General features: G+C 43.0%; 22 protein-coding genes and 2 pseudogenes. 17 read left to right on the forward strand and 7 right to left on the reverse strand.

Features of this window, described 5'->3' with window-relative positions; translation table 11 throughout:
- Positions 1 to 139: 139 nt before the first annotated feature.
- Complete coding sequence (gene hpsL / locus RAM70_RS12145) at positions 140 to 1,867, reverse strand: hormogonium polysaccharide biosynthesis protein HpsL (RefSeq protein WP_312673914.1); 1,728 nt, start codon at positions 1,865 to 1,867, stop codon at positions 140 to 142.
- A 57-nt stretch (positions 1,868 to 1,924) separates the two neighbouring features.
- Positions 1,925 to 3,364, reverse strand: a complete 1,440-nt coding sequence (glmM, locus tag RAM70_RS12150) for a phosphoglucosamine mutase (RefSeq protein WP_376750881.1) — start codon at positions 3,362 to 3,364, stop codon at positions 1,925 to 1,927.
- 291 nt (positions 3,365 to 3,655) lie between these two features.
- On the opposite strand from glmM, the gene RAM70_RS12155 reads away from it, so the two are divergent.
- Positions 3,656 to 4,597 carry a glycosyltransferase family 2 protein gene (locus RAM70_RS12155; RefSeq protein WP_045355998.1) on the forward strand — a complete coding sequence of 314 codons (942 nt, stop codon included), beginning with the start codon at positions 3,656 to 3,658 and terminating at the stop codon, positions 4,595 to 4,597.
- A 579-nt stretch (positions 4,598 to 5,176) separates the two neighbouring features.
- Positions 5,177 to 6,772 carry a GumC domain-containing protein gene (locus tag RAM70_RS12160; protein WP_312673916.1) on the forward strand — a complete coding sequence of 532 codons (1,596 nt, stop codon included), beginning with the start codon at positions 5,177 to 5,179 and terminating at the stop codon, positions 6,770 to 6,772.
- Between the two features lie 68 nt (positions 6,773 to 6,840).
- On the opposite strand, the gene RAM70_RS12165 is transcribed toward RAM70_RS12160, so the two are convergent.
- Complete coding sequence (locus tag RAM70_RS12165) at positions 6,841 to 7,275, reverse strand: META domain-containing protein (protein WP_052426655.1); 435 nt, start codon at positions 7,273 to 7,275, stop codon at positions 6,841 to 6,843.
- Between the two features lie 36 nt (positions 7,276 to 7,311).
- Positions 7,312 to 7,755 carry a riboflavin biosynthesis intermediates N-glycosidase gene (ybiA, locus tag RAM70_RS12170; RefSeq protein ID WP_312673919.1) on the reverse strand — a complete coding sequence of 148 codons (444 nt, stop codon included), beginning with the start codon at positions 7,753 to 7,755 and terminating at the stop codon, positions 7,312 to 7,314.
- A 24-nt stretch (positions 7,756 to 7,779) separates the two neighbouring features.
- On the opposite strand from ybiA, the gene RAM70_RS12175 reads away from it, so the two are divergent.
- The 9 genes from RAM70_RS12175 to RAM70_RS12215 all read left to right on the forward strand — a co-directional run bounded on the left by RAM70_RS12175 (position 7,780) and on the right by RAM70_RS12215 (position 16,949).
- Positions 7,780 to 8,301 carry a photosystem I assembly protein Ycf3 gene (locus tag RAM70_RS12175; protein ID WP_002770118.1) on the forward strand — a complete coding sequence of 174 codons (522 nt, stop codon included), beginning with the start codon at positions 7,780 to 7,782 and terminating at the stop codon, positions 8,299 to 8,301.
- Between the two features lie 172 nt (positions 8,302 to 8,473).
- Positions 8,474 to 8,770 (forward strand): Asp-tRNA(Asn)/Glu-tRNA(Gln) amidotransferase subunit GatC, encoded by a 297-nt coding sequence (gatC, locus tag RAM70_RS12180; RefSeq protein ID WP_045356003.1) that lies wholly within the window; start codon positions 8,474 to 8,476, stop codon positions 8,768 to 8,770.
- A gap of 134 nt (positions 8,771 to 8,904) precedes the next feature.
- Positions 8,905 to 9,306, forward strand: coding sequence for a phosphomannose isomerase type II C-terminal cupin domain (locus RAM70_RS12185; RefSeq protein ID WP_045356005.1), 402 nt, complete (start codon positions 8,905 to 8,907; stop codon positions 9,304 to 9,306).
- Positions 9,307 to 9,861: 555 nt separating this feature from the next.
- A complete protein-coding gene (locus RAM70_RS12190; RefSeq protein ID WP_312673924.1) occupies positions 9,862 to 12,078 on the forward strand; it encodes an Hsp70 family protein in 2,217 nt (738 codons plus the stop codon).
- A gap of 272 nt (positions 12,079 to 12,350) precedes the next feature.
- Positions 12,351 to 12,839 (forward strand): LysM peptidoglycan-binding domain-containing protein, encoded by a 489-nt coding sequence (locus RAM70_RS12195; protein ID WP_287999647.1) that lies wholly within the window; start codon positions 12,351 to 12,353, stop codon positions 12,837 to 12,839.
- A gap of 29 nt (positions 12,840 to 12,868) precedes the next feature.
- Positions 12,869 to 15,328, forward strand: a complete 2,460-nt coding sequence (locus RAM70_RS12200) for a tetratricopeptide repeat protein (protein ID WP_287999648.1) — start codon at positions 12,869 to 12,871, stop codon at positions 15,326 to 15,328.
- A complete protein-coding gene (locus RAM70_RS12205) occupies positions 15,328 to 15,714 on the forward strand; it encodes a J domain-containing protein (protein ID WP_238567709.1) in 387 nt (128 codons plus the stop codon). Before RAM70_RS12200 ends, RAM70_RS12205 begins: the two co-directional genes overlap by 1 nt.
- Positions 15,715 to 15,716: 2 nt before the next feature.
- On the forward strand, positions 15,717 to 16,184 hold the full coding sequence (locus RAM70_RS12210) for a nucleotide exchange factor GrpE (RefSeq protein WP_045356015.1): 468 nt from the start codon (positions 15,717 to 15,719) through the stop codon (positions 16,182 to 16,184).
- Positions 16,185 to 16,577: 393 nt separating this feature from the next.
- Complete coding sequence (locus RAM70_RS12215) at positions 16,578 to 16,949, forward strand: hypothetical protein (protein WP_045356016.1); 372 nt, start codon at positions 16,578 to 16,580, stop codon at positions 16,947 to 16,949.
- A gap of 225 nt (positions 16,950 to 17,174) precedes the next feature.
- Here the strand turns inward: RAM70_RS12215 and RAM70_RS23090 are convergent.
- Positions 17,175 to 18,867: pseudogene (locus RAM70_RS23090) on the reverse strand (IS1634 family transposase).
- A gap of 200 nt (positions 18,868 to 19,067) precedes the next feature.
- Between RAM70_RS23090 and RAM70_RS22975 the strand changes: the two are divergent.
- The 3 genes and pseudogenes from RAM70_RS22975 (at position 19,068) to mutL (ending at position 21,473) form a co-directional block, all read left to right on the forward strand.
- On the forward strand, positions 19,068 to 19,259 hold the full coding sequence (locus RAM70_RS22975; protein ID WP_080754209.1) for an element excision factor XisI family protein: 192 nt from the start codon (positions 19,068 to 19,070) through the stop codon (positions 19,257 to 19,259).
- A gap of 411 nt (positions 19,260 to 19,670) precedes the next feature.
- Positions 19,671 to 19,808, forward strand: a pseudogene (locus RAM70_RS12225) (element excision factor XisI family protein); the annotation flags it as partial.
- Between the two features lie 12 nt (positions 19,809 to 19,820).
- Entirely contained in the window at positions 19,821 to 21,473 is a 1,653-nt protein-coding gene (gene mutL / locus RAM70_RS12230) for a DNA mismatch repair endonuclease MutL (protein WP_045356017.1), read from the forward strand.
- 75 nt (positions 21,474 to 21,548) lie between these two features.
- On the opposite strand, the gene RAM70_RS12235 is transcribed toward mutL, so the two are convergent.
- Positions 21,549 to 22,661: a sensor histidine kinase gene (locus tag RAM70_RS12235; protein ID WP_045356018.1), complete on the reverse strand. Its 1,113-nt coding sequence runs from the start codon at positions 22,659 to 22,661 to the stop codon at positions 21,549 to 21,551.
- A gap of 494 nt (positions 22,662 to 23,155) precedes the next feature.
- On the opposite strand from RAM70_RS12235, the gene RAM70_RS12240 reads away from it, so the two are divergent.
- Complete coding sequence (locus RAM70_RS12240; RefSeq protein WP_045356019.1) at positions 23,156 to 23,572, forward strand: DUF1816 domain-containing protein; 417 nt, start codon at positions 23,156 to 23,158, stop codon at positions 23,570 to 23,572.
- Positions 23,573 to 23,598: 26 nt separating this feature from the next.
- Here the strand turns inward: RAM70_RS12240 and RAM70_RS12245 are convergent, their stop codons facing one another.
- Positions 23,599 to 23,793: a hypothetical protein gene (locus RAM70_RS12245; protein ID WP_045356020.1), complete on the reverse strand. Its 195-nt coding sequence runs from the start codon at positions 23,791 to 23,793 to the stop codon at positions 23,599 to 23,601.
- Between the two features lie 265 nt (positions 23,794 to 24,058).
- Here RAM70_RS12245 and RAM70_RS12250 point away from each other — a divergent pair, with 265 nt between their 5' ends.
- Positions 24,059 to 25,066, forward strand: a complete 1,008-nt coding sequence (locus RAM70_RS12250; RefSeq protein WP_312673932.1) for a GspE/PulE/PilB domain-containing protein — start codon at positions 24,059 to 24,061, stop codon at positions 25,064 to 25,066.
- A 66-nt stretch (positions 25,067 to 25,132) separates the two neighbouring features.
- Entirely contained in the window at positions 25,133 to 25,423 is a 291-nt protein-coding gene (locus RAM70_RS12255) for a DUF3082 domain-containing protein (RefSeq protein WP_312673934.1), read from the forward strand.
- The last annotated feature ends 31 nt before the right edge of the window (positions 25,424 to 25,454 follow it).

The following is a 25,454-nucleotide window of genomic DNA, read 5'->3' on the forward strand; positions in this document are numbered from 1 at the left end:
AATGGGGAAATGGGGGAATGGGGGAATGGGGGAATGGGGGAATGGGGGAATGGGGGAATGGGGGAATGGGGGAATTTCCACTAAAACCCTAAAACCCTAAAACCCCAAAACCCAACCACTAACACCCAACACCCATATTTCAAGCTAAAGAAACACCTTTGCGTTTAAATTTTAAGCCCTTTTTGGAGGATTTTGTGGCGGTTTCTCCCGCCAGAATTTTGGCTTCTTTTTCCTGTTTTTCGATAATGGGTAATCTAAAAATTACGCCCGCAAATATCCAGTAATAAACGCCCACAGGATCCGTATCGAGGGCATACCAATAGGGAAGATAGGCAACAAAGAGCAGGAAAACCCAATAACTACCGGCAAAACCTCGCAGAGTCGGGTCTTTGAGGGAACGATAGGTGCGGAAGGCCAGATAAACTAGATGGGTCATAAATATCATGTACAAGGCAAAACCAATGTATCCCAACTCGAATAAAACTTTACTGTGAAAGGTTTCCACAAAGGAAATATCACCGAAAAACCTAGCAGAAGATGTGGCCGCACCAAGTCCACGACCTAAAATACCGCCCTGATTACGGATGGCAAAATTCAACTGTTCTTGAATAAAAGCGGTGGGGGGACTGTTTTGCCAACGGCTAACGGCGCTATCGTAGCGTTGTTGGACAAAATCGGGGTTAAGAAAAGAAAAACCGATAGCTAGAAGTAAAGTGGCGGCAAAAATGATCGGCAAAAATCGTTTTAAGTTAGCGATTTGTCCCGTAAGAATCGTGATCAGACCAATAATCATCGGTACGGCAAAGAAAGCTAATCTTTGCCCAGAGATTACTGAATTAATAAAAACTAGGGTTAAACCCATTAGGGCTGCTAGTCGCCATTTTTGGGAAGTTTCACTAAAGGCACTGGCATAACAAATTACGGCACTAGAGACCAAAAACCAAGCCCAGTGCCAGGGAGAAACAAAGGTACCGGGTAAACGGATCATATTCACTTCCGGACTATACACTAATGCCCCACCGATCAAACACCTTGCCTCTAAGTGGGCTTTGAATAGTGCATCAGCCACGTAGCCTCTAGTTCCTACACAACGACCGGTTTTCAGCATCCAGTATTGCATTAGTCCTAGGACACAACAAATAATCACTAAAGTCACTAAAAGACGACCAAAAAATAATAGGGTGGGTTTGTCTTTGATTAAGTAATAAGTGCAGAAGATTAAGGGGACATAACCTAGCAAAACTTTAAATCCTAATAGTCCTTGCAGAAAAGTCTCACTTTCCCGACAGGGAACTCCGCGCAAACGGCCATCCCTAAACATACCCATCCCAGCCACGGAATCGCAAGTAGGCAAAAATTGTCTTTGTAAATTGACCGCTAATAGACAGACCACACAGAAAACAAAGATTAATAATAGAGTTGTACCTAATTGTTTCGGGACAATAATCGGTAATTGCTTTTTTCGACATTCTAAAACTAAGGCGATTAAAGCGGGTAGATAAAAGATATCTTTACTTAGCTGGAGGATTTGATTACCTCCCAACGAATAGATAACAGTGCCAATGAAGGGGACATAGATAATAAATGCCCAAATAGCCGTGCGAGGATAGCTAAAGGAGAAAACTACTAAAATCAAGACTAAACTTACTGCAGCTCCTATCTTGGCATCAAATAATAAGCTGAGGGGTAATCCGAGCAAAATTGCTACACAAATAGTAAAAACAATCAACCCCGCTAACTTTTGTTTCTTTTGCCTTTCTTCTTTTTTGAGGTCAAGTCTCTCTTTGATGTTAAGCGGGGGACTATCAGCTTTTGTTTGGCCTTGTTTATTCCTTTTTTTCTGGCGATCGATACTTAGTCCGGTCATAATTATCCCTTGCTAGGCTAGGCTAAGGGCATTATAATCCCTGTTCCCCTCGATCGACTACAAAAGATAGCTTCGCACCGCTTCCACTAGCCTTTCTGTCCAAAAATTGGCTAATTCTAGGGTTTCTGCTTCCACCATCACCCGAATTAAGGGTTCGGTCCCGGAAGCGCGCACCAAAATTCTACCTTTTTCTGCCATAGCTGTCTCAGCTTTGCGGATTTCTCGCCGCAAAGGTTCACATTGCTGCCAATTGCGCCGCACTTCTCTATCTTCCACCCGCACGTTGCGTAAAATCTGCGGATAGGTGACAAAGCTATGATCGACTAAATTAGTCAGAGAAACCCCCGATTTCTGCACTAAAACCGCTAAATGTAGGGCGGTTTGCATTCCATCCCCAGAAACCCCGTAATGATGGCAGAGGATATGACCGGATTGTTCACCCCCTAGCATGGCTCCAGTTTCCCACATTTGCGCCTGAACGTGCTGATCGCCCACGGCAGTCCGCAAGAATTGACCCCCCAGTTTTTGCCAAGCGCGTTCAAAACCTAAATTAGCCATCACCGTTGCTACTAATAACCCATCGGGTAGCTGTCCAGCTTCTAAGAGGGAACGACCCCAAAAATAGAGGATATAATCGCCATCTACTACTCTACCTTGACTATCCACGGCCAGGACTCGATCGGCATCGCCATCGAAGGCAAACCCTAAATCCGCTTGCTGATTAATCACCGCCGCCTGTAAGCTTTCTAAATGGGTAGAACCACAATTAACGTTAATGCGATCGCCGTCGGCTCGATCGTGTAGGCAGATAACTTCCGCCCCCAAGGTTTGGAATACTAAAGGTGCTAGGTTAACGGCTGCCCCCCAAGCTAGATCTAAAACTATTTTTAATCCCGATAGGTTAATATCCGTCCCGACGGAATTAATCACAGCTTGATAATATTTTTGGATTAATTCGGGACAAAAAGTCGCTTTTCCCCAATTTTCCGGTTTATCTGCTAATTCTAAATTGCCTCTTAAACCCGCTTCTATCTGTGCCGCTAAACTGCCAGACAATTTTAAACCGCTGCTGTCAAAAAATTTAATGCCGTTATCTTCAGGAGGATTATGACTGGCAGAAATCATGATCCCACCCATCGCTTCGCTTTCTCTGGTTAAATAGGCGACGCAGGGAGTGGGACATAATCCCAGTTGCCAGACTTCTATTCCCGCCCAAGTTAAGCCCGCAGTGATAGCATTGGCTAACATATCACTGGAATTACGCGAATCTTGACCGATAATTACTGGTTTGGTGACACCAGCTTGATTTTTTAATACCTGTCCCGCCCAAAATCCGATTTGTAGCGCTAGGGGGGCAGTTAATAATTCTCCCACTTGGCCGCGAATTCCGTCCGTGCCAAACAGGGGTGATGACGGTAATTCGATCAAACCCCCTAAGGATAACAGGGGATGCGATCGAGTTTTTTGCCCATTTTGATACGACAGAGAAGCTACCATGGCCGATTCCTTTCCTCACACAACACATTCAGAGGATAACATGATCACCGATTTTTTCAAATCAATGTTCCCAGTTGACCCTAATCCTCCTCCCAGGGTTCCTTACAGTGTGGGGTGTGGGGAGAACAAAGCTGCCTTTTGCCTTTTGCCTTTTGCCTTTTGCCTTTTGCCTTTTGCCTTTTGCCTTTTGCCTTTTGCCTTTTGCCTTTTGCCTCCTGAATAATGAAGATTTTTGATTTTTGCCAGAGGTCTAATCATTTGTTAAGCTAAAACGGTAATCTTGATCCCCGAATGCCTGTGCTGATCAGTGTTGTCATCCCTACCTACAATCGCGAAGCAATTTTAAAAAAATGTTTACTTGCTCTAGAAAATCAGCGTTTAACCGATAATAAGGTGGAAAACTACGAAATAGTCCTTGTCGATGATGGCTCTACCGATGGGACGATCGCTTGGCTAGAAACTCAAAAGGCTAATTTACCCCACCTGCAATTGTGGCAACAGGATCACGGTGGACCAGCGATCGCTAGAAATCTGGGGGTAGAAAAAGCTCGTGGTGATACGATTATTTTTATTGATAGCGATCTGGTAGTGACAGAAAATTTTTTGCAAGCTCACGCCGACGCTTTAACCGCCGGGGCAGCAAGTCTCGGCAGCGAGCGCTTATTTACCTACGGCAGCGTCATTAATACCTGTAACTTCGAGCATCCCAGCAGTGAACCTTATAAAATCACCGATTTCTCCGCCGCCTATTTTGCCACTGGCAACGTGGCGATCGCTAAAAAATGGTTATTAGCAGCGGGATTATTTGATACCCAGTTTCAACTCTACGGTTGGGAAGACTTGGAATTAGGGGTGAGATTGAAGCAATTGGGACTAAAATTAATTAAATGTCCTGAAGCCGTCGGTTATCATTGGCATCCCCCCTTTAATCTCGCTCAAATTCCCAATCTCATCGATAAGGAAATTCAACGGGGACGAATGGGAGTGCTTTTTTATCAAAAACATCCCAGCTGGGAAGTGCGGATGATGATTCAAATGACTTGGATTCATCGACTGTTGTGGGGTTTACTTTCCTTGGGCGGAACCCTGAATGAACGCAGCCTCTCTCCTCTGTTGCAATGGTTGATCGATCAAGGTAAACCGCAATTAGCCCTAGAAATTGCCCGCATTTTTCTCAATTGGTACAACGTGCGCGGCGTTTATCAAGCTTATCGGGAAATGCAGCTTCAGTGAAATGTCTTACCGACACCGCTGACCGAGTTTCTCAGAAAGATGAGGTATAATGGGATTGGCCATAGTCTTGGGACGACCAGCTAATGTTCAATATTCCGGCGTTCTCTAAAACCAGAGAATTTGTACCCCACCATTAAGATAAATGCTATCGAGGTCAACATTTCCTGATCAAAAACTGAATATTTTCTTTTTTTTTTTTGATAATTGCTGCCACAATCAAAAACAATCAGAATAGAGAGTAGGAGTTGCCAGGCTCGATTGCCGAAAATACTGACCACGTTTGCCCCTTGTTAATTAGGGTGTGCTGAATAATGGTAAAACCCTTTTAAAATAAGGCTTTTGACCTGTTAAAATCCGATGTTAGTGCTGCGAAAATAGGATTGGGATCTTCAAAAATCTTGCATTCTCCTTCTTGTAGTACATAAACTGGTAGGAAAAAGAGGGCAACAAAGCCTGAAACTACTGACTCGGAGACTCGGAGACTCCTAACCCCACCAACAAACTTTTTCAGCAAGTCCTAATTATCTGGTGAAATTTGGCATACTTAGAAGTAAATTTTTTTATTGGAGGAATCCCATAATGAATATCGTCGATATTTTAATCGGTTTTGTCGGTGGAGGTGCGATCGGGGGTGGGGCTTTATATGCCTTCCAACAGGGAAAAATCAGGGAAGCACTAGAAAAATATGAGAAAATTCAGGCGGCTTTAGGTCAAACCGAAGCGGAGTTAAAAGACACCAAAGGACAGTTAAAGCTACTCGATCTCTCCGAAGAACGGATTCGCAATATCGAAGCCACCCATAGAGAAGAAGTGGCTAAATTGCAAAAAGAGTTAGAAGATAGCCAAGGGCGTTTACAAGAGGCAGCCAGCGCAACTCCCGATCAAGCCGTGGAAGTTGCCTATAAAACCCAAATTCAGCAACTTCAACAGGAATACGAAGCTAAAATCGAGGAATTGCGCCAAAGCTATCAAAGTCAAATTCAAGAGATGATGGACGGGAAGCAAGGGGAAATGGAGGCCCTGGGTCAAAGTCAACAGACGCAGATTCTAGAATTAGAAAATGGCTATCAGTCGCAAATTCAACAACGAGAACAGGGTTATCAACGCCAACTGTTAGAACTAGAAAATGCCCGTCAAGCAGTAGTGGATGATCGAACCACTGAAATCGTCGAACCTTGGGATGATTTCCCCGATCACCCCAGTGCCGAAATCGCCACAACTGCTGAGGATTTCATCTCTGAACCGGAATTTGCCCCTGAAACAGCAGCTTTCGGCAGTTTTGAAACAATGGTAGAAACGCCCGTTTCTGAAAGTGAAATGAGTCCTTTTGATGGTTTTGTCACTGAAGAAACCGTAGTATTAGAGCCAGAATTTGCTCCTGAAACGCTGGTAGAAACGCCCGTTTCTGAAAGTGAAATGAGTCCTTTTGATGGTTTTGTCACTGAAGAAACCGTAGTATTAGAGCCAGAATTTACTCCTGAGATGCTGGTAGAAACGCCCGTTTCTGAACCAGAATTCGCTCCTGAAATGAGTCCTTTTGATGGTTTTGTCACTGAAGAAACCGTAGTATTAGAGCCAGAATTTACTCCTGAGATGGAGGTGTTTGGCGGTTTTGAAACCCTAGAAGGACATCTGGAACTAGAACCAGAATTCGCCCCAGCAATGGAGACATTTGACGGTTTAAACGCCAGGGAAGAAACCCTAGTTTCTCCAGAAATGACCATAGTCGAAGATTCTCCCGTCATCGAAGAACAAGCGATCTCTAACTTGGAGATATCCGCTGCTGAGATGGAATTTCTCAATGCTCTACAATTAGAGGAAGAAACGAGAACGATCAGTAGTCTAGAAGAATTATCGGGTAATGCAGAAAAATTCGCTGATGCCCAAAATTCTCTAGATGACTTATTTGCCGATGTTGCTGACAGCAATAGCTCCGAATTATTCGATACTTTTGCTGAAGAAACCCCTAAAGTTGAAGCTAAGAGCAAAAACGGTTCTTCTGTTCTGAGCAACCAAGAAGAACCAGATTTTTTTAGTATGTGGGATGATCAAGAAATGGGAAATCTAGAATCTCTGCCTTCTGACGAAGAACTGCCCCTTGATGATCTATTTAGCGATGATTTATTCTCGGATGGCGACAATAGCAAAACCACGAAGCTAGAATCTCATCAGTAGGCAGATTGCCCGCTATGAAGGCAGAAGACAGAATTTCTTCCCCACCCAATTTCTGGCTTCTGACTTTCTTATTTTTTCAGGTTTTCAGACATAAAAGTTAGGATACCAAATCCTTCCGGCAGACGATAAACTAACTGCAATTTTCCCTCTTTAGTAATCCCATATTGCTGCACACCTTTTAAAGCTGCTAAAAAACTCGCTTCCTGTTTCATCCAAGCTTCCGGACAAGCTTTCATGGTTGAGGCAATTTCCGACTGCACCGCCATATTATCTCCTTCCTTCTGGTAACGGGTGACATAGCGATTGCACCCCGAAAAACCAGCTAAATTACCCCCAGTGAAAGCAACGCTGATTTCCGTACCTTCTACTAATTCTGTTCCCGTCCACTGGCTCAATTTCCAATTAGTTCCTTCTAGAGTTACAGTAGAGGCGATCGCTTGTTGCCCTGTCAGCACAGATGCCAGGGTGATTAATCCTAGAAAACTCGTCAGCTTCTGTCTCATGCTCTTAATTCCTGTCAATGATAGCCAGTTTCTATCCTAGCCAATCAGCCGGAAAACCTGCCTCACTTCCATAAGAATATGGCCTAAACGGTTTTTGCCGCTACCATCAGCACCACAGCCCCAATAATAATCGATCGGCGAATTTTCTACTAATAAACTGTCGCCTGTGCTTAGCAGAATTTGGCGAAAATCGCCAGTAATTGTCAACTTTCTTAATACACCTCGATACATGATTTCCTCTTTGACATTTTCCCAATCGGGACGCAAGGGATAAAAATTAGTGCGCTCCCTAGTTGCCGATTGCTGGGGAGTGGCTGCCAGTCGAATCGCTTCTGAATAGGGATGTTGAAGGAATTTCTGTGCTTGAAAATAATGTTCGCTGGTGGGCTGCCAAAAACCATCTAAATCGAAACCGTGGCCAGAAAAATTAGAAAAACAACCATAGGGTTTCTCGCGAGTGCTATAAAAGTAAATAGTCATTTCGATCGCTTACCAGTCCTAACTATGCCACGCACTCAACGTAACGATAATTTTATTGATAAATCTTTTACGGTCATGGCGGATATCATTTTAAAGATACTCCCCGCCAATAAAAAAGCCAAGGAAGCCTTTGTTTATTACCGCGATGGGATGTCTGCTCAAGCTGACGGCGAATACGCCGAGGCCCTCGATAATTACTATGAAGCTTTAACATTAGAAGAGGATCCTAACGATCGCAGTTATATCCTCTACAATATCGGCATTATCCACGCTAGTAACGGCGAGCATGAAAAGGCTCTGGAATACTACGAAGAAGCTATCCAACTTAATCCCAGAATGCCCTCCGCTTTGAATAATATCGCCGTTATTTACCATTTTCAAGGGGAAAAAGCCAGAGAGGACGGTCAACAGGCCGAAGCAGAAGCACTCTACGACAAAGCGGCAGAATACTGGAAACAAGCCATCCGATTAGCCCCCAATAACTACATTGAAGCCCAAAACTGGCTGAAAATCACCGGGCGATCGGAAATTGATGTTTTCTTCTAAATTGAGGAGTCGGTCGTCAGGAGACAGGAGACAGGAGACAGGAGGCAAAAGGCAAAAGGCAAAAGGCAAAAGGCAAAAGGCAAAAGGCAAAAGGCAGCTTTATTCTCCCCACTCCCCTACTCCCCCACTCCCCAATTCATAATTCATAATTCATCATTACCCCATTTCTCCCATGATCGATCGAGCTACAGTTGAAAAAATCGCCCATTTAGCCCGTTTAGAGATTAATAGCAGCGAAGAAGAACAATTTGCGCTGCAATTAAGCGGGATACTGGATTATTTCGAGCAGTTAAGCGAATTAGACACGGAAAATGTGCCACCCACCACGCGAGCGATCGAAATTCAAAATATTACTCGCGCCGATAGTAATAGACCTTATCCCGATCACGAGGTCTTAGTGCAAGAATCGCCGGTCCCAGAAGGGGATTATTTCCGTGTTCCCCGCATTCTCAACACCGACGAAGACTAAATCAGTGATCAGTTACTCAGTTATCAGATGTGAGTTTTCAGTTCACTGTTTACTGATCACTGATTTAGATGCCATCTAGGGTTTTTGCTGCTATCTTGGACTAAGAGCAGACCTAGCAATGGAGACATAATATAATGATCGCATCTCAAGATGTGGCACCATTTCAGCTTATTTCGAGCGTAGAATCGGCGGAAACAGAATTTAGGCCCTGGGGTTCCTTCACCACTCTAGAAGAAGGTCTCGGTTATAAAATCAAGCGAATTGAAGTGAATCCGGGTCATCGTCTCAGTTTACAGATGCACTACCATCGCAGTGAACACTGGATTGTCGTTTCGGGGACTGCAAAAGTCACCTGTGGAGATAACGAGGAAATTCTCGGAGCCAATCAGTCCACTTATGTGCCTCAGTGTACCGCTCACCGTCTGGAAAACCCCGGGGTGATCAAATTGGTGTTAATTGAAGTGCAGAATGGGGAATATTTAGGAGAGGATGATATAGTCCGTTTTCAGGATGACTATGCTCGCCATCAGAGCTAAGACTGCTTTTTTAGGGAGATAGAAGGGCAAGAAACTATATTTTTGCCCCAAAAACCTTTTTTCCTTTTCCGGCCGGGTAGCGGTTTTCCTCATGGGAGGTAAAGGCGCGGGGAGGGGGATTGATTTTGACCATGTTGTGAGCAAAGAACGGGTAAAATTTGTAGAAAAATAAACTTCCCCTAGACCCTGTGTGGGCAGCTTGAGGAAAGCTGGGCTAAGGGAAATGATTTATTCCTTTGCTGGATTAACTTCAGCATATAACTCTCATTTGTCAGGACTATAACAGCCAGATGTCAATTCTGTGACAAAGAAAAGCCGATCAGGAGTCGGGCAAGAGGCAAGGGGCAATGATTCAGGCGGGAGGGAGTGAGGAAACGGCTTGATCTTGTTGATCAATGCGGCAAAAAACCAAGGAAGTTTGCAAAAAATAAACTATATGTACATTGGTTAATATGTATAGAATAAAATCTATTAACTATAAATAGTATTTCCTTTAATAAATAGAGTAATCATGGGTATAATTAAGAGCAATCTTAAAGAAGATGAAGGCATCCGATGGGTAATATTGTCGGGATAGATTTGGGTACAACAAATTCCGTGGCGGCATTCAAATTTGCGGGGGTAGAGGTAGTGACCGCTGCAGATAACTCGCCTCCGGAGAGAAAATTAACCCGATCGCTCGTCTCCCTAGCCGGAGAGGGGCTGATCGTTGGAGAGGAAGCCTACAGACAGATCAAGGCGACCCCAGAAAACGTGATCATGTCGATCAAGCGTTTGATGGGTAGGAGTTTTAGCGATACTATCGTTCAGGAACAAATACCCCGTTTAAGCTATAAAGTCACTCGCTCGAGCCGGGGTACAGAGGATAGTCTATCGGTATGGTTAGGGGGCAAGGAATACGAACCGGAAGACATATCGGCTGAGATTTTAAAAAAAGTAGTAGCTAATGCCCAGAATTATCAAGGGGCTAACGGTCAGAAAAGCCGGATACAGGAAGCTGTGATCACTATTCCCGCCTATTTTAACGATAAACAGCGTCATGCCACGGAGATGGCGGCAAAACGGTCTGGTATCATCGCCCGCGAGTTGCTCTCGGAACCGACCGCGGCGGCAATTTCCTACGGTTATAAACCGGATTCGGAGGAGGTAAAAACTATACTGGTGTACGATTTCGGTGGTGGTACTTTCGATTCTTGTTTGATCACCGCCGCAGGAAATCAATTTATAGAATCGGGGAAAGCTGGGGATCTGTGGTTAGGAGGAGATGACATAGATGCACAATTAATGCGATTTGTCAAGGAAAAAGTGGCACAAGAAGAAGCTCTAGAGGATGTGGACGCTCTGATCGCCGCGATGCCCCATTATCAAAGGGTAAGATTTTTAGGGGATTTCAAGAGTGCCGTAGAGAGGGCAAAGATAGATTTAAGTAGTGCTGAAAGTGCTGCCATCATCCCCGCGACCCCGCTGATCGATGAGATGGGTATGGCGATCACCATTGCCGTGACGATGAAGAGGAGTGAATTTGAAGAGATGATCCGGCCCCTAGTGGAGAAAACGATCGCCATCTGTCGAGAAGCGATCCGGTATTCCGACTATCCCGAAGAGCTGATTGATGTGGTGTTATTAGTGGGGGGTTCCTCCCAGATTCCTTTCGTCCAAGAGGAAGTTAAAAAAGTTTTCGGTTCCGAGAGAGTGGTAGTTCACCGACGGCCGATGTATGCAGTAGCGGAGGGAGCAGCGATCGTGGCTGCTGGTTTAACAGAGAAGGTAATGACCGTATCCCGTGATTACTGTATCCACTTGGCCGACGGCAGCCAATATCCGATCATTAGACAGGGGGATATATTACCCGTTAAAACCATCCAAAGTTTTAAAACCGAAGTGGATGATCAGAGTCTGATCCATTTAAAATTTTCTAGTCCGGATCGGGTGCGGGCAGAAAGTACCGGGGAGAGGTGCGACGAGAAAATTGGCGAAATGTGGTTAGCCCTCGATCGACCCTATCCAAAGGGTACAGAAATATTACTAGCCGTTTCCCTAGACGAACAGAATAATTCTCTATCGATGGTAGCAAGTTTAAAAAATGACCCCTCGCTCAAAGTGAGTTCCGATTTTTCCCGCGGCGGTGAGGACGAGGATATCTCGCGACAGGTAGAAGAAAGTATCGAGGAGATGAACCGTAAGGAGTTATTAACCAAGGTAGGGGCCAAATACGTCTATCAAATAGCTGGGGAAATAGTTCGGGCGGCCAATCAAATCCGCGGAGAGGATGGAAAATCGCGGCAAGATCGGGTCAAGGTGGCCAGGGAAAAATTACGCGAGTTAAAAACTTACTCCTGCGAGGATAGTAGTCAGGGTCAAATCCTGATCTCCGAGTTCGAGTTCGTTTTAAAATACTGTCAAATTCTGGTTCCAGAAGAACAACAGGCGCGCATCGAACAACTGATCGAAGATTTAAATAAAGCTATCAATAACGGTAATCTCTCGGCTATACAGCGATTAAATGAAACAGCACTACAGGAGAGGAAAAATTTCCCCGAATTGCTGCTGCTGCTGCTATTGTGTCGTACGGTCATCACCCGTACTGGAGTGGTAAATCAAGCCAGCGCGGATAGTATGGCGAGAAAATTCGGTGCGGTTATCACCGCTTTGGCAGCGGGGGATCAAGAAACGGCGGAACGAGAATTACAGCGATTATTACCGGAAGTTCGCCAGAATTGCGATCTCGAATTACCGACAGGCAATGTGGCTACTGGATTAACCCGATTTTAATTAGGGCTGGCTGAATAAATCTAAAAAACTTGTTGGATAAGGCTTTTAGACTTTTTTGACCTCAAAAAGTGCCGACCCTTGGACTGATCGGGGGTAAAATTCCGGTACTTTTTGCCTGAAAATTAGGTAACTGACTACCTCAAAATCGGTAAAACCCTACACCCCACACCCAACCCCCCCAACCCCCCCGATGTCGGGGGGGCAGGGGGGGTGGGGGGTTGGGGGGGCCACACCCTGCCCCCACGAAAAACTTTTTGCCGCAAACCCTAATTATGAGTAAAATTAATTGTCCCGTTTGTCAACGATCGGACGTGGAGGGGAATGTTTGCCCCAATTGCGAGACGGATTTATCCTCTCTACGTCTTTTAATGGAACTATCCCCCGTTGTCGATAATCGGACTCCAAATAACCGCCGCGGTTTATTACTGGGATTGGCTCTTTTACTGTTAATTTCGGGGATTTTTCTGGGTGCTATCGCTTCTAATCTATTTCCCCGTTCCCTAATCCCTGTCAGCGAATCTAGTCCCGTTATCCCTCCTGTTGGGGAACTGATTGCGCCATCGAAGCAGCTGACTAAAACTGTCTGCGTGGATGGGTTTAACTATCGGGTTCGATCGGGTGATTCCCTATCTCGTATCGCTCAACGTTTTTACGGAGATGAGTCTCTATTATCTCCCATACTTGAGGCTAATCCTTTTTTGCTTGATCGGCTCGATTCTCTCGAGGTCGGTGAAAAGTTATTGATCCCCAACTCTGATTAATCCTGTTAATTTTACCCAGTACGAATATTATGTTAGTTTTCTTGGGCTATGCTATTGGATTTGTTTTAGCTTTTTTTCTCGCCATTAGTTTAAAGGCTGTTTTTTTAGGGTTTCCTCCTAATAAGGACAATAACTATTGGTCAAGAAAATTAGAAATATTAACTGGCTTTGGTGGCGGAATTGTCATTATATATATCCTCTTTTTCCTCAAAAATTGGCTGGCTTTAGATGAGAATTTTATCACTTATTTTTCTATCACTACATTTGTTTTGATTTTCTTGGTTTTTTATGGACGAATAGAAGAAAGAAAAAAGGGTAGAGAACTAGAGTATAAAGCGAGAAAATTACAGGCTGAGGATACGGGAAACCCTTTCGAGAAAGGAAAGTTATCGGAGGCTTTAAAATTCTACCAAGAGGCTAACAAATTAATTAATGATCCTCAGTTAAGATGTTTAGAGAAAAATCTTGAACAAGAATTAGAAAAAAGAAAAAAATTTCTGGATTTTTTTAAACAGGGTAAGGAGTTGGGAAATCGGGGATATTTTAAGAAGGCTTTAGATGTACTGGAAAGCGCACAGGCTCTTTATTCCCATCACCGAATCGGTTTAGAAATCCAGAAATGTCAATTACAGGTAGAGCCAGAAAATATCTGTCAAGTAAGACTTAAAAAAGCCCAGGAATTAGCCCGACAGGGAGAACTAAAACAATCGAGAGAATTAATAAATCAAGCCCTAGCAGATTTCCAGCGACTGGACGTTAAAAACCTATTAACTAAGGTAGAACAGATAACGATCGGCTTCAATTATTTTGAACAGGGAGTGGCTGCCGAAAAAAACGGCGATCTAAACAAGGCGATAGATAACTATCGAAAAGCCCTACTCATGACACCCGAATTAATCGATATAAACCGGCGATTAGGCATGACGAATATTAAAGCGGGGAACTATCGGGAGGGAATAGAACAATTAGAGGGAATCGAAGATAGGGAATCGATCTACTTACGGGGTTACGGTTATGCGAGATTAAAGGAATGGAGGAAAGCGCGTCGGGAATGGAAAAAGATCGATCGACCGGAAATTAAAGAACAGATAGAGCTGCTCACCCGATATAGCCAAAGGGAAAAATTAACTCTACAGCAGGAAATACAAGAACTAATTCAAGAAGAAAACCTAGAATTAGCCCGCTCGAAAAGCGAGGTGTTTTTAGAGAAATTCGGCGATGACCCTCAAGTTAGCCAGAACTTAAGCAATCATATCGTCTCCCGGATAGCCCATCAACTCTGGATGTCTCAGGATCGAGAAAAAATCCTTATCAACGCCGAGAGGGAATGGGAAAGAAAACGCAATCTGGAATCATTGCACAATTTGGCAATCGCCCTTTATTATCGATCGGTAGAAAATCCCGCTACCCTAGAGAAATTAATACCCGTCTGGTTATCCGCTACGGCGAATTTAAATCTCAACACCAGTATCAGGAATATGGTTTGGAAAGTTATCGATGACGGTGATATAAGGGACTTAGAAGCACAATTAACCCGAATACTTGAGGATCTGATCGATCGAACCAAAGAAGACCTAAATTACTACCTGCAACTTCGCGATCTTTACCGTCGCGATACTGTCGCCCTAGGGTTATTACGCGATAATCCTGTAGAGGGAATCCATATCGAAGGGTTAACCATCCTACCTGGGTTGTATCGGACTCACCCTGATAGAAATACTGTTAAACTGCCCGATCAATTCTGGGCGACTCTCTATACCCGTTGGGGGGAATCGGTGGCTGCCTGTTTGCAGGGGGATCGGGTTCGCGGAGTCGCGTTAAAACCCCTAACCTGCCAATCTACTCTCGAACAGATAGCTAATACTTTTGTATCATTCCACCAAGGTTGTCATTATCTACAACAGAAACAGTGGCAAAAAGCCGAGAATCCTTTAAAAGAGGCAAAACCAGCCCTTAAAAATCACCCAGAATGGATTGAGGAGATCGATCGACTTTACCTAGAATTACAGGAGGAGATTGAGGGTTTCGAGAATCTATTAAGGATGAATAGAAATTGGTACGAGTTAGTACAAACTACTAACTCGAAAATGTATTACGTCCGAGATAAAGCCTTGGAAATAGTCAGGAGATTGGATGAGCAAAAGATAGACGATTCCAAAGCTTTAAGCGAACTGGAGAAATTAAAACAGATAGATTACAATAATGCGATACTAAACGAATTGATCGAGGAGATTATTTTTAGAAAAGACGTAAGGGAAGTAGGGCGATTGATGGATCGCAATCAATTTTCCGAGGCGATCAAAAAGGCGAAACGATCGAGATCACAAAAACTCCGTCACCTTACCGCCCAATTCTGTCTCAATCTTTTAAGAGAAAATTATCAAAAATTACCCCCAGAATTACTAATAGAACTTGTTAGATCGGCTTACGAATTATGCCCCAACGATCCAGAGTTTCGAGAAGTATATAAACTATTTCATATTATTTAATGGGAGTTAGATTAATGTACGATAATTTAGATAGTAATCCTTACGATATTCTAGAAATTTCTCCGGCCGCTTCCACTGCCGAAATCACTAAAGCTTTCGGTCTAGCTATGAAACGCCGTAGCTATTCTATGGATAGCATAGCTAAAGCGCGTAAGATATTAATGAATCCTCAAGATAGGATAGTTGCGGATTATTTACGTCCTCATCTCCCTCTGGTTCAACGCTTGAAAACCATGTCTTTCTCGGAATTGTCTGAACCTTTACCATCTTTAGAAATCTTAAATACCATGGATGATATTAATAATTACGATCAAGAACAACTTAAAAAAGTTGCTGGCGAACTGGCTTCATCGATACTCAAAGACCTTAATTTTTTGGAGGAATAAGGATGAATAATTACAAAATTAGCGAAGAAGATAGAAACAAATTATTAAGCCTAATTATAAATTTAACCAAAGAGGAGGCAAGTTTAAAACAAGCTTTACGGCAGCAAGGAGAGAACAATCGCTCGGAAAAAGAACAGATTTTTTTAGAACTATTAGAGGTATTTGATACCCTCGAATCGTTATTAAATTTTTTAGAATATCGACACGAACCAGATGATCGAGTCTGGAAAAGATTACCGAAATCTTTAAAAAGTGTACAGACAAAATTATTAAGTATTCTAGAAAAACGTCAGGTGCTGAAAATAGAACTGTCCGCTGATCAGCCAGATTTTACTATCTGTCAGGTGGTCGAGCGAGAAATACGCCCCGATTTGGCAGAACAGACGATCACAAAAATAGTCAGGCAGGGATTTACTATCGAGGATAAATTACTCAGACCGATGGAGGTTATTACATCTAAACAAGAATAGATAACCCCCTTGCCACTTCCCACTCCCAACTCTGGCCTTCTGGCGATCCCGTCCACCTATTTCCTGAGAATTCTAGAGGTACTTGTAAATATTTGTTACAACGAGACGAGGAAAAATCTGAGGACAGGGACACAAGAAAGGATTATCGACGGGGATCAAGGATTTCAGCAGTAAACTGCATTGGGGATCAAGAGAAACCGATTGTAAAGTTTTCGATACCTCTCGCCGATTCTTGTAATAGTTCGATACATATAACATAGATGATCAGCGATGATTGTAAATTTATATTGCGAATAGCTCATCTTCTTCGGTGTTTTCCCTATACTGGTTTTCATCAACTTTGAGCCGACGTGCAGAAAAGTTAGACCACCAAGTTTGTAAGAGGTCAGGAAGATGCAATTAACCGCAAGAAATAATTGGGGCTACGTTTCTTTAGCAATGCTAAAAAGCTTTCTCCTCTGGAGTTTCGTCCTCACTGTCTGTTTATTAGTAGTGGGATTTCCTTTAGTAGTATTAATGATGACAGTGGGATCATTGTCGGCGATTATCTTACAGTCAGTTTTACCGATTAGTTCCGTGCTTTTAGTTGCGGGGATGATTATTGGTATCAATATTTTAGCTATCCTAATTAGTGCCGCTTTATTAACAGCAAAAGGTGTTCATCCCCACGAAGTTAGCTGGTTACACTGGTTACACGGTGAGGTAAAAACCTCTCATCAAGCTGTTTATGCTTCTTGCCCCTTAACTTGCGGGGTAGTTCATTAAATTTGATTTTCTTAGAGTGGAATTGCTTACCTTTTTTCTATTTACATTTATTCAAGTTTTCAACTGCTTTATCAGTTGACTATACAGACTCCAAGCTAGTGCAACCCGGTTTCACCGGGTTTTTTCATCGTTATTCAGCAAACCCTAGTTATACCTGGACTTCCCCGTTGACAAAAGGCCATAACATCTGCTGTAGGAGGGATTAAGAGAATTTCTGCTGCCCCGTTACTGGGTACAAATTAAAGAAACCCCCAATAAATCTAACGCATGATTGTTGTAGTTCATTCGGTCGAGTTATCTTAGAAAAACGATAACTTCCCTCTCTAATCGTACATTCTACTGTATTCAAGCAAATTGTCCCCAGGTCTTCCAACAAAGTCCGAAAACTATGCACGGTAAAATTCTCTTGATTCCGTTTTTTTCTCTCTTTAGATTGCACCGATTCACTGCGACTCGCTTTAATCACATCAACGGAACTATCATCAATTTCTTCATCCTCAAATAATCAAGGAGCCAAGGACTGTTTTAAGCGATTAATTCCAGCTTACGCTGATAGGAAAAACTTTCTGACCTTATCTCTAAGTTATAGTATTTATTGACTTTAAACCGATTAATAACCTTGCCCACTCTCAAAGCTATCTTATCTTGACCTTTTAAAGCTCTTGTCTCCCTTTGAGTCGCTTGAACAATCAAATCCAATTCCTTCTCTGTTGCTTCTAATAATGCCTCTCTTTATTGTTGATTTTTCTGAGCTATCAACGGATTTCGACAAGCAATTAATCTTTCGTCTGGATAATCTTCACTCTCGAATTCCACTAAGTTTACCTGCTCAAATAATCCTAATTGAATCACTTCTACTTCAGCCAGTTTCCGAATTTGAGGCTTAGTTAAACTGGTAATATAGTCTAATCCTTCTATCGGTTTTACTAATTCCTTGATTTTTGAGTTAGTTAAAATCCCTCTATCACTTACCCAGACGATATTCTCAATCCCCCAACCCTTTCTGACTTTCTCGATTTGTCTGGCTAAAGTAGCACTGTCTGAGGTATTTCCTTCAAAGACTTCTACCGCTATCGGACAACCCTTAGCTGAACATAGCAAACCAAAAACTATCTGAGTTTTCCCTTTCTTTTTATCTCGATTATCACCATATTTGACCAGTTCACAGCCATTTCCTTCTAGGTAGGTGGAAGTGACATCAGACAAGACTAATGTTCCTGATTCTAATTGTTTCAGTGCTAGTTGCTTCTCAAGTTTCTCTTGTTTTTCTAATAACCAATCTAGGGCGTTATATAATTCGTCTTCATCGGCTTTCTCTAAGTCTAATAATTGTCCTAAACTCTGGCTGCCAGTCTCGCCATTAAATCCTCTCGCTGTGGCTAATTTCGATTTAGGATTGATGATTCTTGCCACAATCATCGCCACCACTAAGTTTCTGATTCCAGGCGTTCGGCGATCTCAGCCGAGCCGAGGATTTTTCACTGATTATTCTATCTAAACCTAATTTTTTAATCGTCTCTAAAATAGCCATTACATGACCATGAGGAAGACTTCTAATCACTTCAAAATGAGCGGGAATGCCTTCAGTCATTGAAACTTTTGCCCCTTTGAGAGCCAGTTTCAAATTGTCGATAATATCATCGGGTAATTTTGAGAGGGCGTTCGGCGAGACTTCGGACGTTCGGCGAGACTTCGGCGTGAGCTTTTGTCGAACGCTCAGTCGAGCGGACGGTGAGATCAGCCGAACCGCCGAACCGCCGAACCGCCGAACCGCCGAACCGCCGCGTGAGCTTTTGTCGAACGCTCAGCGGAGCCGTTGGCAAGGGTTCTTTTTTTGACTCGATCTCCTTCTCGGTAAGAATCAGGTCGAAGAACGGCGGGGGGGGGAATTACGGTTAGGAACTTTTTCTATATACATGACTACCATTCTAGCAAATAGAGAGAATTTTGTCCATTAAGAAATGTTACAAATTACCTGGGTACATTAAGAAAAGTTAACGGGTGCATCCATTGATGGATAAGGGTTTTCGGCTCTTGTAGTAGATATGTATGGTGGAAGTTCAGGTATACAATTTTGCGCTATCAATTAACAACTACACGAGAGTTTAATGCAATAAAATCAGAAGATTTGTCTATGGTAAACTAGCGCCTAGTGATCCCGTAAAAACCGAAACAGTTTTTGACACCAAACAGGCTCGTTATCTTTTGCTTAATCTGGGTTTTAGGGACAGCATCAAGCGCATTTATGGCTGTATAATTCACGTTGATATTATCAATATACCTCTTGTAAAAATCAAAAATTGTTGTTAGGGTTAGGAGTCAGTAGCCAGTAGTCTCCGAGTCAGGAGAATTAAGAATGAATAATAATTAAAGAAATGGTATATTTACAGATTTTATGCCATTTAATCCTTATTTTTGCCGTTTTTGAACCATCAAAAATTAATTATGCAAGAGGTCTAATACTAAATCCGTTGAGTATAGGCTACTTATAGAGGAGAGGCAAAAGGCAACCCCCCCAACCCCCCACCCCCCCGATGTCGGGGGGATGGGGGGGGTAGGGGAAATAAATAATCAGTTTTTAATAACCGGATTTAGTATAATACCCCGTGTGCAACTATATTTTCAGTCTTGATTTACAAGGTTTTCAGAAATCAGCAGAGATAAAGTATCCTCTGGAATCCTGATTCTGTGGTTTTTAGTTGCACATCGCGTTATAATAATAAAATTTGGGTGCAGCACGACGGCACGGAAGCAGCGATCGCAGATAAATTGGTAGCTAGGGGAGTTCCCAAACAAGACATCGTTTTAGCTTACCATGGGTCCCCTGTGCGACAATATAGCGAGTTTGCCCTTGGCTAAAACCATTAATTGATGACCTTGCCCATACAAGTTTTACCCCAAGACGTAATCGACTTAATTGCCGCAGGAGAGGTAATCGACTCTTTAGGTGCTGTGGTGCGAGAATTAGTCGAAAATGCCATTGATGCAGGGGCAGATAGGATTACCATCGATATATCTCCCCAAAACTGGCGAATACAAGTATCGGATAACGGTAGGGGAATGTCTAGAGAAGATTTGCAACTGTGTAGCTATGCCCACAGTACCAGCAAAATCCGCCAACGGGACGATCTTTGGCAGATTACCAGTCTCGGATTCCGTGGCGAAGCTTTGCACAGTATCGCACAGGTGGCGCGTCTGCGGGTTGCCAGTCGCCATGACGATGATTTGGGTTGTTATTGTCTTTACAATCACCAAGGCGAGCCAGATAATTTAGAAACGATTCCTATAGCTATCGGCACTATCGTCACGGTAGAGAATCTCTTTGGTAACTTTCCCGTGCGTCGTCAAGCTTTACCGTCAATTAACAAACAATTAAAGGATATACAGACTTTAATTCATAATTTTGCTCTCTGTCATCCCCACATTACTTGGCAGGTTTTCCAAGATCATCAAGATTGGTTACGCATTAGTCCGGGTAAGGATGCCAGTCAAATATTACCGCAATTAGTTAAATCTCTGCATTTTAACGATTTAGCATCGCTAAACCTTGACTTAACGACTCCTGACGCAGAATCGGCTCAAATTGAATTAGTCATCGGTTTGCCCGATCGCATTTCTCGCCATCAGCCGGATTGGGTTAGAATTGCTGTTAATGGACGAATGGTGCGCTCATCGGAGTTAGAACAGGCAATATTTCAAGCTTTCGCCCGCACAGTTCCTAAGGATCGCTATCCCGTTTGTTTTCTCCATCTAGATCTTAACCCTCGTTCGATCGATTGGAATCGTCACCCAGCCAAAGCGGAAATATACCTGCATAACCTCATTTTTTGGCAAGAACAGATAATTGCAGCCATAGACAAGGCTTTAGGACTAAATCCCGAACATATACCCGAAAAAGCGCAAAATCAGCGCGTCAGTCAAATTCTCAAGGCTGCCGAAGAAAAAAGCACTTATATAATAGGGGAGAAATCCCCGAAAAATCGGCTGGAATTAAAGGCATTAGCCCAAATTCACCAAACTTATATAGTTGCCGAACATCCTAACGGATTATGGTTAGTGGAACAACATATTGCCCATGAGCGGGTTTTGTACGAACGTTTAGAGGATAACTGGGAAATCGTGCCGTTAGATACTCCGATCATCTTAAATCAGTTAACTACTCGACAAATCGAACAATTACAACGTTTAGGACTAGAAGTTGCTAGTTTTGGCGATCGCTCTTGGGCGATTCGTAGTATTCCTGTTCTACTAAAAGAACGCAAGGATCGGGCTGATGCTTTACTAGAATTAAGTTTAGGGGGGGATTTACAAGCCGCTCAGGTTGCCACCGCTTGCCGGAGTGCGATCCGCAACGGTACAGCTTTGAGTTTAGAAGAAATGCAGAATTTACTCGATGATTGGCAAAATACCCGTAATCCCCGCACCTGTCCCCACGGAAGACCGATTTACTTATCCTTAGAAGAAACCTCGCTCGCTCGCTTCTTCCGTCGTCATTGGGTAATCGGCAAAAGTCACGGCATTTAATCAGTTATCAGTTATCAGTTATCAGTTATCAGATGTTAGTTTTCAGTTCACTGATTACTGTTTACTGTTCACTGTTCACTGAAAATTGGCAGATATGGCTAGGGAAAAACGAAAAGTGCTGCCTTTACCTAATTCACTTTCCACCTCGATTTGACTTTGGTGTAATTCCACTAAACGACGGGTAATCGCTAAACCAATACCACTACCCCCAGAATAACGGGAACGAGAACGATCGGCCCGCCAAAAGCGCTCGAAAATAAAGGGTAAATCCGCTGCTGCGATGCCGATTCCTGTATCGATAACGGCAATTTGTAGGTGGTTTTTGTCCCTTGTCACTTGCAGGGTAATTGCACCATTATCGGTGTAACGAATGGCATTACCGAGCAGATTAACTAAGATTTGTTCGAGGCGATCGGGATCGGCCATTACAGCTGGTAAATTGGGGGGACAATCTAACTGTAAATTCGGTCCATCTTCTAATAATTGATCGGCAAATTTTTCGATGAGAGAAGTTAACAAAGGTAATAAATTAACAGGTTGCAGTTTAATCGAGAGATAACCAGATTCCGCTCGCGATAGCTCCTGTAGATCGTGGGTTAAACGTTCTAACCTGCGGGTTTCTTTCACTAATTTCTGATAAAGTTCTGGATTAGGTTCGATCGCACCATCGGCTAATTCTTCTAAATATCCCCGCACCACAGTTAAAGGGGTGCGTAATTCGTGGGTAAGATCACCGATTAATTCCTGGCGCCGTTTTTCCACATCGGCTAAACTAATCGCCATCTGATTAAAACTGATGGCTAATTGATTTAATTCGGGGATTTCGCTTTCTGGAACTCGCGCCGATAAATCCCCTTCAGCAAAATTTTTAGTGATTTGTTTCATTTGTTTTACCGGTTTCATAATGCGTTGAGAAACCAAAAAACTCAGATAACCAGCCGTACTTCCTCCGGCAATGAATGACCAAACAGCACTACTATCCCAAGCTGTCTCAAAACCCCTAACCAAGAAAGTTCTCGCCGAGCGCACAGTAAAAAATCCCTGCCTTTCTAACTGTTCCAAACGCAAAACAAACATTCGCGGAGAGGATAATTTAGCAATGATAATAAAGCTACTCAATCCCACCACCATAACGAGGAGATGGGATAAAAATAATCTGGTTCCTAAGCTTAATTTTGGTGGCTGCATATTTGTTAAAAAACTCTATTTGTCGTCAATGTTATTGACAGTGTTTTTCATAAAGATGAAGTATAACAGGATTTGGTATCGACGACCGACTCCCCAAAACAAAAACTTTGTACCTCACCATTAAGATAACTGCTATATATTCGGCTACAGCATCTTGAATAAAGGACTCTATCGGGTTCTTGCTGTCTAACAATCTCCCGTCAAGCTATGCCGTGAGGGGAGAGTAAGCTAAGACGCATTTAAAGCGCTTATTCTTAAGATTAGCCGAATCTCCCCCAATCCCTTTACTGTTGCCTCTTGCAAGAGTGCCTCTTGCCTCGTCTCAACAAGCAATTTAAATGCGCGGGCAGCTTATCTCAAAACCTAACTTTTTGCCGCTCTATGCTATGGTATCAAGAGGCGCTACTCTGTTAGGAGATGATTTTGCTTGAGTCATCTGCTCAAAGTAGCGTCTGTTTTTTTAACCCTTACCCCCAAAAGAGAATCTTTTCTGTATGCTAGAGGCTAATAATCAGGGAGAGAATCAAATATTTCTCTATGAAGTTGTTTTTTCCGGTTCTTCTGGCTCTTTGCCTCAACGCTTCTCCCGGACAGTCCTGCGAGTACCTAAAAGCCGCATGAGTCAAGAAACACAGCGCCTCCTGCGCCAAGGTGCCAAGATTCTCAGTATAAGGCCTATTGACCCAGAAACTGTCTCGATCAAGCCTAGTTCACCCCCCCCACCCTGGTGGGTAGAGATCATCACCAGTCAGCCGAAATGTCTCTATTATTTCGGCCCTTTTGAGAGTTTTTCGGAAGCTTTATCCCATCAATCCGGTTATATCGAAGACCTACAATCGGAATCTGCTGTGGGAATTAACAGCGAAATTAAACAATGTCAGCCAGAGGTTTTAACTCAAGAAGATTTTTAATTTATGGTATCTAATTATACAGATTTTTAGCAATAGTTAGTTTCCTCTTTTTTTCGTTTAACAATGCCTTTACCTTCACAGAATTTACAGGGGACGGATTCATTCTCCGTCTCTAGATAGATTCTTCCTTTGCCTTGGCAGTGGGGACAGATAATTTGTTCTTCCCACCAATAATTCTCTAAAAAAGCCTCATCGGTAATATAGGTAAAATCTTCAAACATTGGCTTGTCCTCTTATCGTTGAGATAGCTTAATCTGGATTCATCTTTCCACCTGAGAAATTGAAAATCAGTTTTACCCCCATCGTAAAAAAGATCGGGTTCATTCTTCTTGAAACTTAAATTACTTGATATTTATTTATATTTATTAATATATAATGAATGATTGTTCACTATCAATAAAAAAATCGCCTGCCTGTTAGCTGCGCTGAGAAAATGGGCATAATAAGTAATGTAGTCGGCTGTACAGTCTTAACTGGTTCTATTCCATGTCATCAGCAAACGAGAAACCCCAGACCAAGCTGCCTTCCTTTGCCCAAAAGTTAGTGCAATCGGGTTATATCACTATCGGGCAACTACAAAAGGCAATGATCGAAAAGCAGAAAAGTCATCTACCTCTAATCGAAATTTTACCCCTGATTACCGGTCGTCCTTTACCCAAAGAAGCACTGGCATACTACCGACTCCAACAACTGTCAAAATTAAAAGCCAAGTATGGGGTAGAATATCTTGACCCTGAAAGTGAGACGATCGACTGGACAGAAATCGAGAATCTGTTTCGTCAAGTCCTCCCCTTTGAAATTTGCCGTCGTTATCAGATCCTGCCCCTACAAAAACAGAAATCCCCTCCCCATGTCCTTCACCTAGCCATGGTGGATCCCGCTAATCAGGAAATTCTCGATGATTTACGTCGTATCCTCCGGGATCAAGAATTGCAGTTTGAACGTCGTGTCATTGATCGGGCAGATTACCAGAAATTGGTCGAAATCTATCATTCTCGCCAAGAAGAAGCCCTATCTGGCCATTGTCTTCCCCAAGAACAAGATCTAGAGGCCATAGTTGACACAAGGGACATTTTTGAAGATGCCCAATCTCTCCCCCATCTCAACCCCGAGATTACCTGGGCTGTTTTCGGGAGAATCGAGGCGATCGAGCAGCTATTACAGGCTCTCAATCGTGAATTACAGTCACTAAAGCGGGAAATTAACCTAAATTCGCCCAAAGCTTCCCCTGAGAGCGCAAGTCCGACTATTCTCGACCAGGAGTTGCCTGATTTGACTAATCCAGTCCTTCCTCCGCGAGACCAGTCATCGGACAAAGAAACGATCGTTGCCGATGATCCTGTTTATGAGGAGTTAACCGACCCCGGTGATTGGGAACAGTTAAAACAAGAAATAGACCCGAATCAAGGATCGATCGTCTCCTCGGATTTAGACGATCCTTTCTCTCTCGAAGTCAATACCTCTTTTCCTTCCGTCCCCGATCCTTGGTCTTAGTCCGGTAAAATGCTGGGGAAACAGAATTAAAATTTAACCTGGGCAATATTTGAGGACTAAAAAGTAATGACCACAGAATTAGAAACCCAAAAAGTTACTCCTACTCGCTGTTTAGTTGGTGCGGCAATTTCGGCAGCCTTGGGGACAATTCTCTATTATCTCACGGCAGCGATCGGTCATTCTTTTTACTCAAAACCGATGGTTGCTCACAGTCCGATCGCCTTGAGAATTGGCAGTGCTGTCCGCACTTTAGTTTTTGGTTTAGCTTCTCTAGGAACCTTTATTTTTGCTTTTGTCACCATTGGTTTAATTCTTTTGGCTATCCAATTACTACTTAAACGCCCTCAACAAACATAAATTATGAATTATGAATTATGAATTATGAATT

The organism is Microcystis wesenbergii NRERC-220 (genome assembly GCF_032027425.1).
Lineage (GTDB): Bacteria > Cyanobacteriota > Cyanobacteriia > Cyanobacteriales > Microcystaceae > Microcystis > Microcystis wesenbergii_A.

Bases quoted from the DNA above. Each gene is read 5' to 3' on its own strand.
- RAM70_RS12155 (WP_045355998.1), top strand. From the start codon at position 3,656: ATGCCTGTGCTGATCAGTGTTGTCATCCCTACCTACAATCGCGAAGCA.
- RAM70_RS12245 (WP_045356020.1), bottom strand. From the start codon at position 23,793: ATGTTTGAAGATTTTACCTATATTACCGATGAGGCTTTTTTAGAGAAT.
- mutL (WP_045356017.1), top strand. From the start codon at position 19,821: ATGACCTTGCCCATACAAGTTTTACCCCAAGACGTAATCGACTTAATT.
- RAM70_RS12235 (WP_045356018.1), bottom strand. From the start codon at position 22,661: ATGCAGCCACCAAAATTAAGCTTAGGAACCAGATTATTTTTATCCCAT.
- RAM70_RS12185 (WP_045356005.1), top strand. From the start codon at position 8,905: ATGATCGCATCTCAAGATGTGGCACCATTTCAGCTTATTTCGAGCGTA.
- ybiA (WP_312673919.1), bottom strand. From the start codon at position 7,755: ATGACTATTTACTTTTATAGCACTCGCGAGAAACCCTATGGTTGTTTT.
- hpsL (WP_312673914.1), bottom strand. From the start codon at position 1,867: ATGACCGGACTAAGTATCGATCGCCAGAAAAAAAGGAATAAACAAGGC.
- RAM70_RS12215 (WP_045356016.1), top strand. From the start codon at position 16,578: ATGCAATTAACCGCAAGAAATAATTGGGGCTACGTTTCTTTAGCAATG.
- RAM70_RS12255 (WP_312673934.1), top strand. From the start codon at position 25,133: ATGACCACAGAATTAGAAACCCAAAAAGTTACTCCTACTCGCTGTTTA.
- RAM70_RS12160 (WP_312673916.1), top strand. From the start codon at position 5,177: ATGAATATCGTCGATATTTTAATCGGTTTTGTCGGTGGAGGTGCGATC.
- RAM70_RS12240 (WP_045356019.1), top strand. From the start codon at position 23,156: ATGCTAGAGGCTAATAATCAGGGAGAGAATCAAATATTTCTCTATGAA.
- RAM70_RS12175 (WP_002770118.1), top strand. From the start codon at position 7,780: ATGCCACGCACTCAACGTAACGATAATTTTATTGATAAATCTTTTACG.
- RAM70_RS12205 (WP_238567709.1), top strand. From the start codon at position 15,328: ATGGGAGTTAGATTAATGTACGATAATTTAGATAGTAATCCTTACGAT.
- RAM70_RS12190 (WP_312673924.1), top strand. From the start codon at position 9,862: ATGGGTAATATTGTCGGGATAGATTTGGGTACAACAAATTCCGTGGCG.
- glmM (WP_376750881.1), bottom strand. From the start codon at position 3,364: ATGGTAGCTTCTCTGTCGTATCAAAATGGGCAAAAAACTCGATCGCAT.
- RAM70_RS12250 (WP_312673932.1), top strand. From the start codon at position 24,059: ATGTCATCAGCAAACGAGAAACCCCAGACCAAGCTGCCTTCCTTTGCC.
- gatC (WP_045356003.1), top strand. From the start codon at position 8,474: ATGATCGATCGAGCTACAGTTGAAAAAATCGCCCATTTAGCCCGTTTA.
- RAM70_RS12200 (WP_287999648.1), top strand. From the start codon at position 12,869: ATGTTAGTTTTCTTGGGCTATGCTATTGGATTTGTTTTAGCTTTTTTT.
- RAM70_RS12210 (WP_045356015.1), top strand. From the start codon at position 15,717: ATGAATAATTACAAAATTAGCGAAGAAGATAGAAACAAATTATTAAGC.
- RAM70_RS12165 (WP_052426655.1), bottom strand. From the start codon at position 7,275: ATGAGACAGAAGCTGACGAGTTTTCTAGGATTAATCACCCTGGCATCT.
- RAM70_RS12195 (WP_287999647.1), top strand. From the start codon at position 12,351: ATGAGTAAAATTAATTGTCCCGTTTGTCAACGATCGGACGTGGAGGGG.